Genomic DNA, 18,927 nt, shown 5'->3' on the forward strand with positions numbered 1-18,927 from the left:
CATGCTCGATTTCATCGAAAAAATCCTCAGGATGCCGCGGGTTGTGCTGACGGTCATGCTGCTCCTGCTCGGGGCTGGCGCGGCGGCCTATGTCTCGATGCCCAAGGAAAGCTTCCCGGCCATCGACGTTCCCTATCTCTACGTCTCGATCTCCCAGACGGGCGTGTCACCGCGTGACGCGGAAAATCTCCTCGCCAAGCCGGCAGAGGAAGAACTCTCGACACTGACAGGGCTCAACAACATCTCGTCGACTTCGACGACCGGCCACGCCTCGATCTTCCTCGAGTTCGACATCAACACGAACAAGGACAAGGCGCTTCAAGACACGCGCGCCAAGATCGACGCGATCAAGGCCAAGCTTCCCTCCGAGGCGAAGGATCCGGTGGTGGCGGAGGTTGACCTGGTCGGCCAGCCGATCATCTCGGTGGCTGTCTATGGCTCCGCACCCGAAAAGGAACTGGTGCGCCGTGCAGAGGCCCTGCAGGACGCGCTCGAAGGCATTGCCGAGGTTCGTGAGGCCAAGCTTTCCGGTGCCCGCGAGGAGCAGTTGGAGGTTCGCATCGACCTGCTGCGGCTGGAGGCTTATGGCCTGACGGCCAACCAGCTGTTCGACGCGCTGGCCCGCAACAACATGGTGGTGCCGGGCGGCACGCTTAACACCGGCAGCGGCTCATTCAACATCGAAGTGCCGGGGCTGATCACGACACCTGAAGACGTCTACAGCCTGCCGATCAAGACCGATGGCGATACCGTCGTCACGTTTGGTGATGTCGCAACGGTGACGCGCGCCCTGGCGGATGCCACAGAATACACCCAGGTCAACGGCTCCCCCGCTCTGATCCTGGGCGTGTCGAAGAAGCTTGGCACCAACATCATCGACGTGTCCGACAAGGTTCGGGCCGTCACCGAGGAGCAGGCCAAGAATTGGCCGGCCGGGGTTTCCTACTCCTTCTTCCTCGATCAGGCCGAAACCACGACGCACCTGTTCCGCTCGCTGGAAGCCGCCGTGCTGACCGCCGTGGCGCTGGTGCTGATCACCTGCGTGGCGACGCTGGGCGTGCGCCCTGCCCTCATGATCGGCCTGTCCATCCCGCTCTCCTTCATGACAGCGTTTCTCGTTGCGCAGTCCCTGGGTATGACCATCAACATGATGGTGATGTTCGGGCTGGTTATCGCCGTGGGCGTGCTGGTGGACGACCCGGTGGTGGTCGTCGAGTATGCGGAGCGGAAGCTGCAGGAAGGCGTATCCAAGCGCGAAGCCTTCATCATGGCGATGCGCAAGATGTTCGTCCCGGTGGTAGGCGCGACGGCAACAACGCTGGGGGCGTTCATCCCGCTTCTCTTCTGGCCCGGCATCATCGGCAAGTTCATGAGCTATCTGCCGACGATCGTCATCATCGTGATGGTCGCCTCGTTCATCTCCGCGCTGATCTTCATGCCCGTGATCGGCTCGGTCATTGCCTCGACCCATGTCGACCCCAAGGAGAAGGAAAAGGCCGACATCGTCATGTACCCGGACAAGTTCGACACCAAGAAAGTGGGCGGCCTGACCGGGTTCTACGTGCGTACGATGGAGCACCTGCTCCACTGGCCGCTGCCGACGCTCGGCGTTGGCTTTGCCATCATCGTCGCCATCTTCGGCTTCTACGCGGCGAACCCCACAGGCTCGGAAGCTTTTCCCGCATCGGAGCCGGAATACGCTACGGTGGCGGTCGTCGGACGCGGCAACTACTCGCCGGAACAGGTGCGCGACATGCTCGAGCAGGTGCAGGACCGGCTGCTGAATGTCCAGGGCGTCCAGGACGTGATCATGCAGTTCGGGACCACCGGCGCCTTCGGCACAATGCCGCCCGATACCATCGGCAACTTCCAGTTGCAGTTGACCGATTGGAGCAACCGGGTCCCGGCGGAGCAGATCTTTACCGACATCCGCAGCCGTGTTGCCGACATATCGGGCCTTGACGTGCAGGTTCTGGCTGCCGAGAACGGACCTCCCGCAGGCAAAGACATCAACCTGCGGGTCGAGAGCAGCAGCTACGACGACCTGGTTCCTGTGGTAACGGCCATCCATAACCATCTGGCCAGTTGGCCCGAGGTTGTGGACCTCGAGGACGGACGCCCCTCCCCCGGCATCGACTGGGAGATCACGGTGGACCGTGTCGAGGCTGCCAAATACGGGATCGGTGTGCGGGAACTGGCACCCTACGTTCAGTTGATCACGTCCGGCGTCAACCTGGGCACCTACCGCGATGCTGAGACCGGCGACGAACTCGACATCAAGGTGCGCCTGCCGAAGGACGAACGCACGTTCGATGCGCTGGACTCGATGCGTATCGCTACCAGCCAAGGTCTGGTGCCGGTGTCCAACTTCATCGAGCGCAAGGCCGTGCCAAAGGTCGCCAATATCCAGCGGCGTAACGAAGTTTACGTCATGAACGTGGCTGCGGGCCTCACCAACCTGCCCGAAGGCGTCTACGTGGCCGACAAGGTGCAGGAACTGCAGGGCTGGATCGCCGAGCAGGACTTCCCCGAGCGCGTCAACGTGGCGTTCGGCGGTGCCGAAGAACAGATGGGCGACGCGAATGCGTTCATCGTCAAGGCGCTCGGCATGGCCATGGCCATCATCTTCTTCGTGCTGCTGCTCGAGTACAACAGCTTCTATCAGGTGATGGTGACGCTCACGACGGTGGTCATGTCCGTTGCCGGGGTGTTGCTGGGCATGCTGCTGACGGGGATGACCTTCTCGGCCATCATGACCGGGCTGGGCATCGTCGCGCTGGCCGGTATCGTGGTGAAGAACGGCATCGTGCTGATCGACACCTACAACGATTACCACCGGCACCAGAACGTGGAGGCGGTCAAGGCGATGCTGCTCACCGTCAGCCAGCGTGTACGGCCGGTGCTGCTGACCGCATTCCTGACGGCCCTGGGTGTGATCCCCATGTGGGCGAACGTCGAGTTCGACTTCATCCGTCGCGAGATCGTCGTCGGTGGAATCGCCGGTTCCTGGTTCATCCACCTTTCGGCCGCTCTTGTCTCTGGCCTGTTCTTCTCGACCGCTCTGACCCTCGTCATGGTGCCGGTGATGATCACCGCGCCGACGGTGATGTGGGCTCAGATCAAGTGGCTGGGCAGCGTGTTCGCCCGCTTATTCGGGTGGATCACCGGCCGCTCACGCCGCAGCCAGACGGCCGTCGCCGCAGGGTTCGATGGCATGGCGGTGGAGATCCCCGAGGATGCCGATGGAGCCAAGCGCTACGTGGTTTCGAGGGAAGCGGGGCTGGACGAGAAGGAAGCCAGCAACACCCGGATCAACCGGCAGGATGCCGCTGAGTAGCGGTTTCACCGCAGCAAGCAAGAAGGCCCGCAGCGATGCGGGCCTCTCTTTTTGCCTATGTACCTTCACGAGTCCCCCCACCTGCGCGGCCAAGGAGTCGATTGCGGCTATACAGCAGTGGCAGTGAGGCCAATCGGCTGACCACATCAGCGGCAGCAGAAGCGTCCTATTCCGCCGCTGCGGGCCCACGGCGGACAAACCCCTCAGGATCATTCTGGGTGCGCGCCAGGGCTTCCTCGGCCTCGGTCGCCTCACGCTGGCGGTTCCACATCTGGGCGTAGAGGCCATCCTGAGCGAGGAGCTCGGCATGGCTGCCGCGCTCGGCGACCACGCCATCGCGCAGAACGAGAATCTGGTCGGCATTGACCACGGTCGACAGCCGATGGGCAATGACGACGCTGGTCCGGTTGCGGGAGACTTCGTCCAGAGCCGACTGGATGTCGCGCTCGGTCTTGGTGTCGAGGGCGGAGGTCGCCTCGTCAAGAATGAGGATGGGCGGCGCCTTGAGGATGGTGCGGGCGATGGCCACGCGCTGCTTTTCGCCACCCGAGAGCTTTAGCCCGCGCTCCCCTACCTGCGTCTCGTAACCGTGCGGCAGCGTTTCAATAAATGGACCGACCTGGGCCATACGGGCAGCTGCGCGCACCTCTTCATGACTGGCACCCGGGCGGCCGTATTCGATGTTGTAGCCGATGGTGTCGTTGAACAGCACCGTGTCCTGTGGGACCATGCCGATCGCTGAACGCAGGCTTTCCTGCGTCACGTCGCGCAGGTCCTGACCATCGATGGTAATGCGGCCCGACGTCACGTCGTAAAAGCGGAACAGCAGCCGGGAAATCGTGGATTTGCCGGCTCCCGTCGGGCCGACGATGGCCACCGTCTCGCCTGCGGGCACCTCGAAGCTGACGCCCTTGAGGATGGGGCGCTCTGGATCATAGTGGAAGCTGACGTTCTCGAAGCGGATGACCGGACCGGTCACCTGCAAGGGTTTGGCGTCGGGCTTGTCGACGATCTCTGGGTCCCTGTCGAGCAGCTTGAACATCTCCTCGATGTCGGTGAGGGCTTGGCGCAGTTCGCGATAGACGAAGCCGATCATATTGAGGGGGCGGTAGATCTGCAGCAGGAAGGTATTGAGCAGGACAAAGTCGCCCAAGGTCAGCGTCCTGTTCATCACGCCCAGGATGGCCATGATCGCAATGACCAGGAAGCCGCCATAGAAGATGACGGCCTGGCCGAAGTTCAGAAAGCCGAGCGAGGTCCAGATGCGGATGGCCGACCGCTCGTATTTTGCCATGGCGCCGTCGAAACGTCGGGCTTCCATCTCCTCGTTGGCGAAATACTTCACCGTCTCGTAGTTGAGGAGGCTGTCGATGGCCTTGCCGTTGGCATCGGTGTCCGAGGCATTCATGTCGCGCCGGATGGAGATGCGCCAGTTGGAGGCCTTGATCGTGAAATAGAGATAGCCCCAGATCATGGCGATCAGCACGCCGAGATAGGTGATGCCGAACATCCAGATGAAGATTGCCGCGACGACAAAGAACTCCACAATCGTCGGGGCGATGTTGAGGACCACGAAGCGGACAATCGTCTCGATGCCCTTGACGCCGCGCTCGATAACGCGGGAGAGGCCGCCAGTGCGACGCTGCAGGTGGAAGCGCAGCGAGAGGCGGTGCATGTGGTGGAATGTCTGCAGGGCCAGCTTGCGCACCGCGTGCTGACCCACGCTGGCAAAAAGGATATCGCGCAACTGCTGGAAGCCGGCATCCATGATGTTGCCGAGCACATAGGCGACCGCCAGAACCAGCGGGACGGCAACGCCGAGGATCAGCGCGTTGTCGGGTCCGTTGCCGTCAAGGCTGTCAATGATGCCCTTGTAGGCGAAGGGAACGAGAGTCGTGGCGACCTTGCTGAGGAGCAGCGCGCCCATGGCGAAGACGACACGCAGCTTGAGGTCGGGACGCTCGCTCGGCCACATATAGGGCCAGAGGTTCTTCACCGTGGCAAAGACCGACCCCTCGTCCGCGTTGACGGACGGCTTCTTCTCGACGCTGTCGTGAGCCATCAGGCTGTTTCCGCTTCCGTGTGGACGGGCGCAGGAACAAGACCCTGCAATAAGCCGCCAAAGGCCGTGCCGAGTTCGGCCAGCCGGTCATGCTGAATGATGTAGCGATTGCGCGTGCCATGCGGCTTGCGCTCGATCAGGCCCGCGTCAAGCAGAACCTTGATGTGCTGGGACACGGTAGACTGTGCCAGAGGCAGGCTGTCGGTCACGTCCGCGCAGCAACACTGGCCCTGTTGCTTGGCGAGGATGCGCATGATCTCGAGGCGAACCGGGTGCCCTAAAGCTCGCATCGTGTTGGCTATATCGTCGTCGCGCATGGAAGCCCCGGCCGCAATATCGGTGAATTGCGATAGAACATGGTGTCGAATGTCATGCAGGTCAATCCCCGCTCGGTGGGCGGCGCCAGAAGGCGCCGCCAAAAGGCCTATTGGGCGCCTTTGGGCAGGTCAAACACCTGACCGGGGTAGATGCGGTCGGGGTCGCGAATCTGACCCGTGTTGGCCTGGTAGATGGTGGTGTACTTGATGCCTTCGCCGTAGACGCGACGGGCGATGGTCCAGAGGTTGTCGCCGCGGCGGATGATGGCCTTGCCGGCTGCGAAACGCTCTGCATCCGGATCACCCAGAGAAACCGCGACGAGCGTGGGCACATCGGGTTCCGCGGCAGATTCGGGAGCCGCAGGCGCCGTGGAGGCTGCTGCCGGAGTGGAGGGGGCAGAGGGCGACGCCGGCGCGGCGGGTGGCGTCGCTTCAGCAGGACTGACGGCATCGGGCTGCGGCGCAGCCGCGTCGGTTGGTGCCGAAGCGGCTGGCTCATTGTCGGCGGCCGGCGGGCTTACATTGCCCTCGGTCGCGGCAGCCGGGGCCGCAGTCTCCACCGCTGTGGCAGACGTCCTCTCTGGTACGGAGGCTGCTGTCGTTGGCGCGGACGTCGTGGACTCGGCAGGCGCAGGCGCCACGGCGTCGCCAGCGGTTGTCTTAACCACCGTTGAAGACGATGCCGGAGGCGCGGATACCTGTGCCGCATCAGGCTTACTCGCCGACGAAGCAGGCGACTCCGCAGCGGGGGCTGCAGGCTGCGCCGCCGGGGCGGCCGCGGCGGGCTCAGCAGCTTGCTCAGGCTCGGCCTCCGCCACGGCAATGGGCGCCTCGGGCTCTGCGGCAGGCAGCTGGATTTCGAAGTTCACCTCCGCACGCCCGATGACCTTCGAGGAGTTCCCTTCGAGCAGGTCGGCGCGGATGCGCTGCAGCGGCTTGGTCAGCACCTTGCCGGCTTCCACGAGCCAGCGGCCGCCTTCGACCACTGCATCGGCGATGAACTGGTCATCGACATAAAGGCGGACGGTGCCGCCCTCCGGACCCGCTCCAGCAAAGAAGGTGCGGTCGCCTTCGATTTCGATGGCGTCGATGGTGGGTGCAACCGATTCAGCGTTCGCGACGGGTGGCGTCGGGCTGGCCGGGGCCAACTCCGTTGGTGCAACGGCTACTGCCCCCTGATCAGCCGATACCGAAGCCGATTCAGACGGTTGGGCAGGCGTTTCCAGGGATGGGTCATTGGCCTCAGTTGTAGCAGGCGCTGCGGGCGCCTCGGGGACGGACGGCACAGAACTGGACGGCTCCGCCGAGGCAACGGACTTAGGGGCGGCCCCTTCGGATGCGTCCGGCGTAGCCGAGGGCTCGGCGGGCGCTGTCGTCTCGTTGTCGACAGGCGCCCCGGCGTTGGCGCCGTTCGGCAATGCTGCCGCCACGTCTTCATTTGTGGCCAAACCGGGGGTCGCCGGTTCGGGCGTTATAGGCGTAGCAGGGGACAGCGGTTTTGGCGCTTCGGCTTCCGCCACGGCAAGGGGAGACCCGTCACCGTCGCGGGCCGAGGCGCCAGGGGCCGGTTCCGGTTCGGCCGATGCCGAAGGTTCCGGGCTCGGTGCTGGTTCGGATTGCGGGCTGAGCGGCTCGACCGCGGCGACTTCCGCGCGGTCCGGTTCCAGCCCTTGGAGAACTTCGCTCGCTTCGCCCGGCGCGCTCGCCACCACCAGAGGCTGGCTGGTCTTGTCCTCATCGATCACGACGACAAAAGACTTGTCTGCCTCGCCTGACTTGCCGGCCTCACCCAGGGTGATTTCGGAGCCGCCAGGCGGCAAAGGCTGGTCGGGCACGAAAACCCAGTCGCCGCTTGGTTCGACTTCCGTGCTCCCGAGTGGTTCGCCGTTCGCGAAAATTTCCACTTCACTACCCGGCGTGCCGCTGCCGGCAATGACGACGGACCCGTCAGGCTGGGCGCGCAGGAGACCGAAAGTGGCGGCCACGAGCGTGTCGGCCTTCGCGCCATCGACAGCCGCGTCCGCCGGGGGTGGAGCGGCAGCCAGTTCAGGCTCGGCTACGGCCGGTGCATCGGCTGACCGCGTCTCCTCAGAACCGGACGGGGGCGCCGGCGGAGCGGATGGTTCGCGTTCGGCTTCGTCGGACGATATCTCCGCCTCGGCGACGGTGGCGCTTTCTTCCGGGGCCACATCGCCCGTCTCGGCCACCACGGTTTCCGGCGTACGCGGGATCAGCCCGGCGTCTGCCATTTTCCCGCGCAGGCACATGCCCATGCCGTCTGCGCTGTTGAAACACGAGACGAGGGATGGGCCAGTCAAGACGCCCAGAATGACAAGAAGGGTAACACCAGCCGCCCCGATGGTCAGAGCAAGAGGACGTTTCGGAGTGGGGTCGGCCAGTTTGTCCTCCAGGACGGTTCGTCAGCCTGCGACTTGCGCGGGCGTATTGTCACTTTATGCGGTTGTCGAAGTCTGTGCCGCTTCAGCCTTCAACAGCTTATATGTGATGGATTCATACAGAGCTTCAAAGGAAGCATCAATGATGTTGGGCGAGACGCCAATGGTCACCCAGCGCTCGCCGCTTGCATCGCGGCTTTCAACCAGTACACGAGTGACCGCGCTCGTGCCGCCGTCGAGAATACGCACCTTGAAGTCGCTGAGGCGCAAATCTTCGATCTGCGACGAATACTTGCCAAGGTCCTTGCGGAGCGCCTGGTCGAGGGCGTTGACCGGACCGTTGCCTTCCGCCACGGACATCAGCAACTCGCCATCGACCCGTACCTTGACCACCGCTTCGGTGACGGTCACCTCCTCGCCCATCGCATTGTGCCGGCGCTCGACCGAGGCGCGATAGTTCTCGACCTCGAAGAATTTCGGGAGCGTGCCGAGGCTGCGTCGGGCCAGGACGGCGAAGGAGGCATCGGCGCCATCGTAGGAATAGCCGCGCGCTTCGCGCTCCTTCACGGTCTTGAGCAACTTCTCCAGCCGTGGGTCATCCTTTTCGAGGGTAATGCCGTGGCGAGCCAATGCCGTGAGCAGATTGGACTTGCCGGCCTGCTGGCTGACCATGATCGCCCGCTCGTTGCCGACGCCCTCCGGCGCCACGTGCTCATAGGTGGAAAAATCCTTGAGCAGCGCCGAGGCGTGGATGCCGGCCTTCGTCGCGAAGGCGGATGCGCCGACATAGGGCGCCTGCCGGGCGGGTGCGCGATTGAGCCGATCGTCGAAGGCGCGGGAGATGCTCGTGAGCCGCTGGAGATGGGAGGGCGTCACCCCGGTTTCGAAGCGCTCGGCATAGAAGGGCTTCAGCGCCAGTGTCGGGATGAGGGTGATGAGGTTGGCGTTGCCGCAACGCTCACCGAGTCCGTTCAGCGTTCCCTGTACCTGACGCACGCCGGCCTCGACAGCAGCCAGGGCGTTGGCGACGGCCTGCCCCGTGTCGTCGTGCGAATGGATGCCCAGATGGTCTCCGGGCGCGATCTCCAGGACAGCACCGACGATCTGCCGCACCTCGCTCGGCATGGTGCCCCCATTGGTATCGCAGAGGACGACCCAGCGGGCACCGGCGTCCAGCGCCGTGCGAACGCACGACAGGGCATAGTCGGGGTTAGCCTTGAAGCCATCGAAGAAATGCTCAAGGTCGACCAGCACTTCCTTGCCCGCGGCGGCGGCAACGCCCACCGTATCGGCCAGTCCTTCAAGGTGCTCCTCTGTGCTCGAGCCAAGCGCAAGGTCGACCTGATAGTCCCAGGCCTTGGCCACGAAGCAGGTGGCCGGGGCAGCGGAGTTGACCAGCGCCTGCACCCCCGGGTCATTGGCTGCGGAGCGCCCTGCCCGCTTGGTCATGCCAAAGGCGGTGAAGGTGGCCCTTTTGGTGCGCTCGGTTTCGAAAAATTCGGTATCGACCGGGTTCGCGCCCGGGTAGCCGCCTTCAATGTAGTCGACGCCAATCTCTTCGAGCATGCGGGCAATGGCGATCTTGTCCTCGAGCGAGAACTCGATGCCGGCCGTCTGCGCCCCATCGCGCAGGGTGGTGTCGAAGAGATAAAGGCGTTCGCGGAACATGGCGCTACTCGGCACTATCGGGGCGGCCAGGTGGCCGTGTCGTGGTCGGGGTGCTGTCGATTGCTGGCCCGGATGGAGGCCACCTGGTCGGCCATGCCCTCTTCCGTGGTGCCGACGTCTTCGACGCCGTCGAGGTTCTTCAGCGAAGGGTGCTTGCCCTCCATACCCATCTGGTAGAGCACGGGAATGGACGCCGGGTCATCGAAGGCGCCGATGGTCAGCGAGACGTGCGGACCACCAACGGTGCGGTAGTAGAGCGGCGTGCCGCAGTCCCGGCAAAAGCCGCGCGCGACATGGTCAGAACTCTTGAATTCTGCCGGTTCTCCGCGCGTCCAGGTCAGGTGTTCGTGACCCACACCGACCAGGGAAGCGAACAGATTGCCCGCCGCCTTCTGGCACATGCGGCAATAGCAGATGTGCGGATTGTCAAGCAGTTCGGTCGCGTGGAAGCGCACGGCGCCGCACTGGCAGCCCCCCGAACGGTCGTGAAAACGATAGCTGTCGTCGGTCATGCTCGGTGCTCCCCTTGCAATGCTGTCCATATCACGTCGCCCACCCCGGCATCACTCCGGAGCATGACACACTGCCTCCAGATTGTTGCCGTCGGGGTCGATAACAAAGGCGCCGTAGTAGTTGGGATGGTATTGCGGGCGGAGACCTGGGCCGCCGTTGTCGCGGCCACCATTGCCAATGGCCGCAGCATAGAACGCATCCACGGCGGCGCGGGTGTCGGCCCGGAAGGCATAGTGGCGGCCCGGACCAACATCGGCGGCTTCCGTCAGCCAGAAATCGGGTGCGTCCTTGCCATAACCGCCCACCTTGACGCCGCCGGTGTACTCTTGCGGGATGACGCTGAGGAGCGTGATGCCGAGCGGGGCGAAGGCAGCATCGTAGAAGGCCTTGGCCTTGGTCCAATCGGCGACGAGAATTCCAACGTGATCAAGCATCTTTGCAGCTCCGGTTCGAGGAGACTGCAGATGAGCGAAGGGCCGTGACAGAGTGTGGCAGGACGGCGATCAACGCTTCACCTCCCACCTGGTCTGGCGCTGCCCGGCCTCGTCCTTGTAGTCCATCAGGACGATGCCGCACTTTGCAAGATCGGCGCGGATCGCGTCGGCCTGGGCGAAGTCCTTGGCGTTGAGGGCTGCCAGGCGAGCCGCAACCTGATCGGCAACCGCTGCATCGACGGAAACCTCGCGGCGGATGCGCAGGCCCATGAGCTCCGCAAGTGCCAGGCCTTCAGGTGCCTTCCCCTCGTCCATGATGAGGGCGTGCAGTCGCGCGATGGCACCGGGCGTATCAAGGTCGTCGGCCAGCCGGGCGATGAGGTCCGCCTCGATGTCCTTTGCAGGCCCAGCGTCCCCTGCGACCCGTTCCCACTTTTCGAGCAGGTTTACGGCCTCTTCCAAGCGGCGCTGCGAGAAGTCGATCGGCTCGCGGTAGTGCGTCATCAGCATAGCCAGCCGCAGCACTTCGCCCGGCCATTTGCGGCCACCGAAATCGGTGGTCTCGAGCAGCTGGTGGATGGTGAAGAAATTGCCCAGTGACTTGCTCATCTTCTGGCCCTCCACCTGAAGGAAGCCGTTGTGCATCCACACATTGGCCATGGCGTGCGAGCCGTGGGCGCAGCGGGACTGGGCGATCTCGTTTTCGTGGTGCGGGAAGATGAGGTCGAGACCGCCACCGTGAATGTCGAAGGTCTCCCCCAGATAGCGCTCGGACATGGCGGAGCATTCGATATGCCAGCCGGGGCGACCGCGCCCCCAGGGGCTGTCCCAGCCGGGCTCTTCGGCGGACGACTGCTTCCACAGGACGAAATCGGCCGGATTGCGCTTGTTCGCATCGACGGCAATGCGGGCGCCCGCCAGATTGTCCTCGAGGTTGCGGCCCGAGAGCTGACCGTAGTCGGGCATGGAATCGACTGCGAACAACACTTCGCCGCCGGCCTCGTAGGCATGGCCGCGTTGGACAAGCGTCGCGATGAGGCGCTGCATCTCCTCGATGTTCTCGGTCGCACGGGGCTGGATGGTCGGTTCGAGGCACCCCAGCGCCGCCACGTCTTTCTGGTACTGCGCGGCCGTCGTCTCCGTGACTTTACGAATTGCTTCGTTGAGCGGCAGTTCCGGGTGATCGCGCAGGGCGCGCGCGTTGATCTTGTCGTCGACGTCCGTGATGTTGCGCACATAGGTGACGTGGTCGGCGCCGTAGGTGTGGCGCAGCAGGCGGAACAGCAGGTCGAAAACAATGGCGGCCCGGCCGTTGCCGATGTGGGCGAAGTCATAGACCGTCGGCCCGCAGGCGTAGAGGCGCACATTGCCTGCGTCCATCGGCACGAAGGGCGCCTTGGACCGCGTCAACGTGTTGTAGAAGGCGAGCTGCGGCTTTGCCGTGGACATCAATGGCTTCCTCTGGCCAGACGGTATGATTGCCCTGGCGGGAGCCTTTGTCCTTTGACATCTATCGGGATGAAGAAGACCGCTCCGCCAACGCTGGGTTAGCAGGTAATAATGCAGTCGATAATCTGAATGCCTTGGATCTTCATGGGCCGGAGATTGACTGCCTGCCGCCCGGAAATCAAGCGAAAACAAAAAAGGGCGGTCCGAAGACCGCCCATCGCTTTGGAGGCGATATGCACGTAGGGAGCCGAAGCCCCAGACTGATGAACAATTCGCTGCACCAACCAAGGCAGAGACTGACACGGTCTCGGCCTTGACCCAACGCCTACACGGGATTGTGACTCAATCAATCCAGCAGTTCGACGTTCTGATCCATCTGCCCGAAAACCGAGCGTCCGTCCTCCCCGATGGCCCCAATTGCGATTCTATCCCCAACCTTCAGGAAGGGCGTCCGCGCGCGACCGTACTTCGCCTTTTCGGCGGTTCGCGCTTCAGCGATGCAGGCAAAGCCGATGCCATCGCGCTTGATCGGCAAGGTCTCGTCGTGCGGATTGGAAATCGTGCCACCGCCAATAATGGTGCCGGCCGCCAGTTTGCGGGTGCGAGCCGCTTCCACAATAAGGTCGGCGAAATCGAAGTGCATGCCGACGCCGGCGTTCGGCTGACCGTAAAGCGTGCCGTTGACCTCCACACGCACCGGCAGATGCAACCGGTTGTCGCGCCAGGCCGAGCCGAGGCTTTCCGGCGTCTGGACAATGGGGGCGAAGGTGGTGGCGGGCTTGGCGTGGAAAAAGCCAAACCCGTTCTGCAGATCGTCGAGCACGAGCTTGCGGAGAGATACATCGTTGCAGACAGTCACGAGACGGATGGCCGCCGAAGCTGTTTCCCTGCTGGGGCGCATGGGCACAGGCCCGGTGATCACGACCACCTCGGCTTCGCTGTCGAGCGCCAGGTCGTCGGACGGAACCACGATCGGAGCGGTGGGCGCCGAAAATGAGTCCGACGCACCCTGGTACATGAGGGGTCGCACCGACTGCAGTTCCGCATCCTTGCTGCCCTTGAGCGAGCGGACACGTTCGAGGTGGCTGAGATAGCCCGAGCCGTCGATCCACTGGTAGGCACGCGGCAGGGGCGCATGCGTCATGGCGGGGTCGAAGGGCTGTCCCGCGATGGCGCCGGCGTCAAGCTGTGCAGCCAGATCCTCAAGCGCGGGAGCCGCTGCCTCCCAATCATCCAGCGCCCCCTGCAGGTACGGCGCGATTCGCCCCGCCGAAACGCAGCGGGTGGCATCGTCGGAGACGACCACGAGCTGCCCGTCAGGTCGGCTGGAGCGCAAGGTGGCAAGTTTCATCGCGTCTGTCTCTCGGTCTCGTGTTGCGGCGCAGCCCTACCGCAGGCGTGCGAGGCGCTATAATGTTGCCATGCGCCCTAGCGATGTCTTAAGGGCCAGAAGCCGACAAATGTTGCGGCCGGCGAACGGAATACCATGGTGACTCTCAACGGCAATGGCGTCCGCGCCCTGATGCTCGTGCTGTTCGGCACGCTTCTCTTTGCGCTCGACGTGCAGTCGGCCTATGCGCAATCGAGCCAGTGTGCCAACCTGCAGGGGGCCCTGCGCCAGTTCGACAGCAATGCCGATTTTCAGCGCTCGGGCAGCAATTCCCGGCAGGCCCGGCAACTTGCCGCGCAGGTGCAGGATGCCGAGAGCCAGTACATCCGCGGCGGCTGCAATGACGACGCGAAAGCGGGGCGCCAGCTTACAAGACAGTGCCAGCAGATCGGGCGGGACGTCCTACGGTTGCGGCGCGAATACGCCGACGTCTCCCAGTCGGTTGAGACGGCCAACGCTGTCGCGGGACAGCGCGAGGCCATTTTGCAGGAAATGGCCCGTTTCGGGTGCAATAGCGGATCGAGCGCTGGATTTTCCCAGGACCGCCAGTCGGTGTTCGACCGCGTCTTTGGCAGCACCACCGAAGGCGACTTCACCAATGGCCAGATGATCGACGGCGGCGACTACTGGAACTCGCAGGGCTACAACACGGTCCGTACGGTGTGCGTCCGCCTCAGCGACGGGTATTTCTGGCCCATCAGCTACTCGACGCTGCAGGAATATATCGCCAACGATGCCCAGACCTGCCAGCAAAGCTGCCCGAATACGTCGGTAGACCTCTATTTCTACAACAACCCGGGTGAAGAGCCCGAGCAGATGCGCAACATGTATGGCCAGCCCTACACGTCGCTGCCGACGGCCTTTGCCTATCGCAACAAGTTCGACCAATCCGCTAGTTGTACCGTCAGGCCGACCGCTGACGGCACCATCACGCGCGCCAGTACGGCGACGGGAACGGGTCGTGCCATGGTCGAGCTCAATGGCGTTCGCTTCCCATTGCCGATGCGTGACCCTCGAGGTGTCGCGCCTGTTCAGGCGCCGGTCGCCGCCGCGCCGGTCAGCACCGTCGCAATGGCCGACGTCCCGCTTCCGCGTCCCCGGCCGGGCAGCACTGCCGCCACACAGGCGACCACTCAGGAAGCGGCAAACGACAAGCTGCGGCTGATCCAGTTGGGGGATAGGACCGTCAGGGTAGTCGGTCCAGACACGCCTTACGCCCAAGCAGGACGAGCAGGCTCTTAAGCTCCGGCCCGTCGTGACGGCCAGTCAGTGCCAGGCGGAGCGGCAGGAAGAGGGCCTTGCCCTTGCGGCCCGTCGCGGCCTTCAGGGCATTCGTCCAGGTCGCCCATATGGTTTCGTCCCAGGGCTCGGGCGGCAACAGGGCCCTGGCCAGCGTCAGGTACTCAATATCTTCCGGTGCTGGTTCATGATCGATCGGCCCGTGAAGCACAGCCGACCATTCCGCAATATCCTTGAACTTGGCCAGGTTGTCGCGAAACAGGTTCCAGATCGCTTCGCCTTCCATCCCGATTGCAGACAGGCGCGAGGCCGCCTCCGCATAAGGCATGGAATGCAGCATGCGCGCGTTGAGCCCATCGAGTTCGGCAGGGTCGAAACGGGCCGAGCCGTGCGAAATCATGGAAAAGTCGAGTCGTTCGGCAATGGCATCAAGGCTGGCATAGGGTTCAACCGGCAGGCTTGTGCCGGTCAATGTCGCGGCGATGGCGACGGCCAAAGGTTCGTAGCCTTCTTGCCGCAGATCAGCGATCGATTGGGAGCCTGCGCGCTTGGAGAACCCCTGCCCTTGCGCATCGATGAGGAGGTTATGGTGGCCGAAGGTGGGCACCGGGCCGCCCAGCGCTTCGAAGATTTCGATCTGGGTCCCCGTGTTGGACACGTGGTCCTCCCCGCGGATGACATGGGTCACGCCGAGGTCGATGTCGTCGACCACGGAGGGCAGCGTATAGAGGTAGGAGCCATCGGCGCGGATCAGCACGGGGTCGGACATGGAGGCGGTGTTGACCGTCTGCGGCCCCTTGATCAGGTCGTCGAACTGGACGGGCCGTCCATCGAGCCGGAAACGCCAGTGTGGCTTTCGGCCTTCCGCCTTCAATCGCGCCCGATCTTCGTCGGTGAGGGAGAGAGCTGCACGGTCATAGATCGGGGGCTTGCCCAGGAGCCGCGCCCTCGCCCGCTTGCGATCGAGTTCATCCTCCGTCTCGTAGCAGGGGTAGAGGCGGCCCGCAGCGACCAGCCGGTCACGCGCCGCATCGTAAAGCGCCGTTCGGTCCGATTGACGCACGAGCAGGTCGGGCGTCACTCCGAGCCAAGCCAGGTCCTGCTCGATCCCATCGGCAAACTCGCGGGTGGAGCGGCTGAGGTCGGTGTCGTCCATGCGCAGGACATAGCGACCGCCGTGGCGGCGGGCAAAGAACCAGTTCAGCAGCGCCGGCCGCGCATTGCCGAGATGGATACGCCCTGTGGGGGACGGTGCCCAGCGAACAACAACGCTCATCCGATGGTCAGGTCCTTGTAGCCATTGGTAATGGGATATTTGCGTCCCAGGCCGAACGCTTTGGGCGTGAGCTTGGGGCCGGGTGCCGACTGGCGGCGCTTGTATTCGGCGATGTTGATGAGGCGTTCGATGCGCTTGACCAGCGCCGCATCATGTCCACGCGCCACTACGTCCCGGAGGCTCATCTCCTCCTCGACGATGCAGGTCAGGATGTCGTCCAGTACCGGATAGGGTGGCAGGCTGTCCTGGTCTGTCTGATCGGGGCGCAGCTCAGCGCTGGGTGCCTTGTCAATGATGGCCCGTGGAACGACTTCTCCCGTCGGTCCGAGGCAATTACCGGGCATGTGCTTGTTGCGCCAGTCGGCCAACGCGTAGACCTGCATCTTGAACATGTCCTTGAGCGGATTGTAGCCGCCGTTCATGTCGCCATAGATGGTGGCGTATCCCACCCCCATTTCAGACTTGTTTCCCGTGGTCAGCAGCATGGAGCCGAGCTTGTTGCTCACCGCCATCAGGATCGTACCGCGCATTCGGGACTGGATATTTTCCTCGGTCGTATCAAGCGGGCGGCTGCCGAAGATCGGCGCCAGTTCGGCCAGGGCCCTATCCACCGGATCACGGATCGCCACGACATCGTAGCGCACCCCAAGGGCCTCGGCACAGGCCTTGGCGTCGCGCAAGCTGGCCTCGGAGGTATAGCGGTAGGGCAGCATGATGCAGTGCACCTTGTCGGCTCCAAGCGCGTCGACGGCAAGTGCTGCCACCACAGCACTGTCGATGCCCCCGGATAATCCGAGCACCACGTGGCTGAAGCCGTTCTTGTGGACATAGTCTCGCAATCCGAGAACGCTGGCTCGCCAAGGCGCCTCCTCGACGGACGTCAGCGGCTCGACCCGTCCCTCCTTACAGGCCCAACCCGCATCGGTTCGAACCCAATCGGAGACGATGAAATCGGCCGCAAAGGACTTGCCCTGCAGGACCAGTCGGTCGCCCGGCTCCATGGCGAATGAGGCGCCGTCGAATACCAGCTCGTCCTGCCCACCCACCTGGTTCAGGTAGATCAGCGGCACGCCATCTTCGGCGACCCGCGCCCGCACCAGATCCTTGCGCAGATGCTGTTTGGCCGTCCAATAGGGCGACCCATTGGGGCATAGCATTATTTCGGCGCCGCGCATCGCCAGATGCTCGCAGACCGAAGCGTGCCAGATGTCTTCGCAGATCGGGATGCCGACCGGAACGCCTTTGATCGCAACCGGCAAGGGCAGCGGCCCCGAGGCAAAGTAGCGCGCTTCGTAGAAGACGTCAGTATTGGGCAGTTCGCGCTTGAACCGGAGGGCTATGATCTCGCCCTTTTCCGCAACCAGCACCGCGTTGTGCAGGCCTGTCTTGTCGTGCCAGATCGTTGGCAGGACCAGCACCGTTTCCGTCCCGCCGGTCTCGACCGCCAGCGTCTTGGCTGCCTCGATGGCGTCGGCGACGAACTGTGGCTTGAACAGCAGGTCGTCGGGAAAGTAGCCTGTCAGGAACAATTCAGACAGCATCAGGATATCTGCATCTGCCGCGACAGCATCCGCCAGCGCCTTGCGCGCCAGGGCAAGATTGCCTGCGATATCGCCCACCTTCGGATTGAGCTGGGCGAGCGCTATGCGGAGCTTGTCTGTCACGGTCTTGCGGGCCTGGTGTTGGACGGGCGCGCGTGACATCGGCCAGCGCGCGGCAGACTTAGCCGCTCGGCCGGATGAGGGCAAGCGCCCGGCTAGAAGCGGCCGGACACCTCCACGAGGGCGCCATAGCGGAATATGGACGCGAACGTGGACGTCAGGTCCATGGACGGCTGGTTGGTTCCCCCTGCCGTGCCATTGAAGACGGCATCCAGCTTCCCCTGCAGGTACCAGGCCCGGCCTCCGACGCGCACGGTCAGGTTGTCCGTCGGGTGAAAGCCGAGCATCGCCTCGGTCATGACACCATAGCCCCAGCCGGAGAGCTTCGTCTGCTGGTTTTCGTAGACCGGAACTCCCGGCAAGGCGGGAAACACGAAGCCGTTCGGGCTGCTGCCACCCAGGGCGCCGGACACATGAGCGTAGGGGACTGCTGCCACTTCACCCTGAATGTCGAAGGCGCCCATGTCAGCCGTGCCCCGAAGGCCGATGCGCAGGGCATGAATGTCGAAGTCGTCCTGGGCCGCACTGAAGCTGGTTGGAGCACCACCTGGACCGAACGTTGCGGCGACCTGCCCGGTGCCGATATCGGGCGCATCCTTCCAATAGGTGTAGCCGACAAAGCCGCCCAGGGCGGCGGGTCCGTCCATCTGCCCGAGCGGCATCCAGCCGTAGTCGATACCGGCATAGCCGATGCGCGACCCCGTGCCGATCGAACCCGACCCCGCCGGAGCAATGTCGTAGGTGCCGGTCGTGGCAAGGCCGATCCCAGCCTGACCTTTGAGGAACGTGCTTGTATAAAGATCGTCGACGCGGCCATAGGCCTCGACGATGTGCGTGGTGTCGTCGCTGTTGAGCGTGACATCGCCAAGATTGGGAACGGCGAAGCCTGCCTCCTGCCGACCCCAGCTCAGCCAGTACCGCAGACCAGCCTCGAACCTGAGGGGGCTCTCCTGGCTCTGTGGCGGCTGATCAGGCGGCGGGCGCATGTCGGCGATGTCCGCGGCGACCGCTGGTGTGGCGATCAAGGAAAGCACGGCGATGGCCGACAAGGACGCTCTCATGTCACCACTCTTTTGCAGATGTCATCTGCCAGCTTGGCCCGCCACAGTTAATGTTCTGATAAAATCGGCGCGCTAACCTGGAATCGGCTTAGGACAAACTTGTTCGATCACAACTCGCCTTGTT

The 18,927-nt window shown here is 63.7% G+C and carries 13 protein-coding genes; 2 read left to right on the forward strand and 11 right to left on the reverse strand.

Annotation, left to right across the window (positions count from 1 at the left end; all coding sequences use genetic code 11):
• The first annotated feature begins 1 nt into the window (after position 1).
• Positions 2 to 3,337 carry an efflux RND transporter permease subunit gene (locus tag IC608_RS07295; RefSeq protein ID WP_191774067.1) on the forward strand — a complete coding sequence of 1,112 codons (3,336 nt, stop codon included), beginning with the start codon at positions 2 to 4 and terminating at the stop codon, positions 3,335 to 3,337.
• A gap of 166 nt (positions 3,338 to 3,503) precedes the next feature.
• Here IC608_RS07295 and IC608_RS07300 read toward each other — a convergent pair whose 3' ends face one another.
• The 8 genes from IC608_RS07300 to IC608_RS07335 form a co-directional block, all read right to left on the reverse strand.
• Complete coding sequence (locus tag IC608_RS07300) at positions 3,504 to 5,399, reverse strand: ABCB family ABC transporter ATP-binding protein/permease (RefSeq protein ID WP_191774069.1); 1,896 nt, start codon at positions 5,397 to 5,399, stop codon at positions 3,504 to 3,506.
• Complete coding sequence (locus tag IC608_RS07305) at positions 5,399 to 5,716, reverse strand: ArsR/SmtB family transcription factor (RefSeq protein WP_191774071.1); 318 nt, start codon at positions 5,714 to 5,716, stop codon at positions 5,399 to 5,401. The genes IC608_RS07300 and IC608_RS07305 overlap by 1 nt, the downstream gene beginning before the upstream one ends.
• 107 nt (positions 5,717 to 5,823) lie before the next feature.
• Complete coding sequence (locus tag IC608_RS07310; RefSeq protein ID WP_191774073.1) at positions 5,824 to 7,965, reverse strand: LysM peptidoglycan-binding domain-containing protein; 2,142 nt, start codon at positions 7,963 to 7,965, stop codon at positions 5,824 to 5,826.
• A gap of 204 nt (positions 7,966 to 8,169) precedes the next feature.
• Positions 8,170 to 9,780: a citramalate synthase gene (cimA, locus tag IC608_RS07315; protein WP_191774075.1), complete on the reverse strand. Its 1,611-nt coding sequence runs from the start codon at positions 9,778 to 9,780 to the stop codon at positions 8,170 to 8,172.
• 14 nt (positions 9,781 to 9,794) lie between these two features.
• Complete coding sequence (locus IC608_RS07320; RefSeq protein WP_191774076.1) at positions 9,795 to 10,292, reverse strand: GFA family protein; 498 nt, start codon at positions 10,290 to 10,292, stop codon at positions 9,795 to 9,797.
• A 51-nt stretch (positions 10,293 to 10,343) separates the two neighbouring features.
• Entirely contained in the window at positions 10,344 to 10,727 is a 384-nt protein-coding gene (locus tag IC608_RS07325) for a VOC family protein (protein ID WP_191774078.1), read from the reverse strand.
• Positions 10,728 to 10,796: 69 nt separating this feature from the next.
• The gene (gene cysS, locus IC608_RS07330; protein ID WP_191774080.1) at positions 10,797 to 12,176 is read right to left on the reverse strand and encodes a cysteine--tRNA ligase; all 1,380 of its coding nucleotides are present in this window, start codon (positions 12,174 to 12,176) and stop codon (positions 10,797 to 10,799) included.
• 346 nt (positions 12,177 to 12,522) lie between these two features.
• On the reverse strand, positions 12,523 to 13,527 hold the full coding sequence (locus IC608_RS07335; RefSeq protein WP_191774082.1) for a fumarylacetoacetate hydrolase family protein: 1,005 nt from the start codon (positions 13,525 to 13,527) through the stop codon (positions 12,523 to 12,525).
• A 135-nt stretch (positions 13,528 to 13,662) separates the two neighbouring features.
• Here IC608_RS07335 and IC608_RS07340 point away from each other — a divergent pair, with 135 nt between their 5' ends.
• Positions 13,663 to 14,808, forward strand: a complete 1,146-nt coding sequence (locus IC608_RS07340; protein ID WP_191774084.1) for a DUF2865 domain-containing protein — start codon at positions 13,663 to 13,665, stop codon at positions 14,806 to 14,808.
• Here IC608_RS07340 and gltX read toward each other — a convergent pair.
• The 3 genes from gltX to IC608_RS07355 are packed head-to-tail and all read right to left on the reverse strand — an operon-like array spanning position 14,753 to position 18,803.
• Positions 14,753 to 16,081, reverse strand: a complete 1,329-nt coding sequence (gene gltX / locus IC608_RS07345; protein ID WP_191774086.1) for a glutamate--tRNA ligase — start codon at positions 16,079 to 16,081, stop codon at positions 14,753 to 14,755. The genes IC608_RS07340 and gltX overlap by 56 nt on opposite strands.
• Positions 16,078 to 17,784, reverse strand: coding sequence for an NAD+ synthase (locus tag IC608_RS07350; RefSeq protein ID WP_191774088.1), 1,707 nt, complete (start codon positions 17,782 to 17,784; stop codon positions 16,078 to 16,080). Before IC608_RS07350 ends, gltX begins: the two co-directional genes overlap by 4 nt.
• A gap of 53 nt (positions 17,785 to 17,837) precedes the next feature.
• Entirely contained in the window at positions 17,838 to 18,803 is a 966-nt protein-coding gene (locus IC608_RS07355) for a hypothetical protein (protein WP_191774089.1), read from the reverse strand.
• Between the last annotated feature and the right edge of the window lie 124 nt (positions 18,804 to 18,927).

The sequence above is a fragment of the Devosia oryzisoli genome (genome assembly GCF_014837245.1).
Taxonomy (GTDB): Bacteria; Pseudomonadota; Alphaproteobacteria; order Rhizobiales; family Devosiaceae; genus Devosia; species Devosia oryzisoli.